We start from the raw sequence: 311 nt of genomic DNA, 5'->3' as shown, positions 1-311 counted from the left end.
AGGTGCAGGATCAGTGAGTTCTGTGATGAATACCATCGGTGTGGCCTTTGCCTACGCCGTGCTGGCCCTGTTTGCCCAGAACGCCATCTTTACCCGAGGTCTGGGCGTGTCGCGCCTGATCCAGCTGGTGGGTGACGAGCGCACCAGCAGCTGGTGGTTTGCCCTGCTGCTCTGTGTTACCCAGACGCTGGTGGCCCCGCTGGCGTATTTTGCGGGCAGCCAGATCATGGATCTGCCCTACCGTGCCCAGCTCCGCCCGCTGCTCTACCTGGCCTGTGTGGCGGTGGTCTGCATCTTTGAGCACGCCCTCC

The 311-nt window shown here is 62.7% G+C and carries 1 pseudogene; it reads left to right on the top strand.

Going from position 1 to position 311, the window contains the following annotated elements:
- Positions 1 to 25: 25 nt before the first annotated feature.
- A pseudogene (locus P0G09_RS17685) lies at positions 26 to 311 on the top strand (NADH:ubiquinone oxidoreductase, subunit RnfA); the annotation flags it as partial.

Source organism: Faecalibacterium sp. DFI.5.82 (genome assembly GCF_029076575.1).
GTDB lineage: Bacteria > Bacillota > Clostridia > Oscillospirales > Ruminococcaceae > Faecalibacterium > Faecalibacterium duncaniae.
This window is presented reverse-complemented; position numbering and strand designations above follow the sequence as displayed.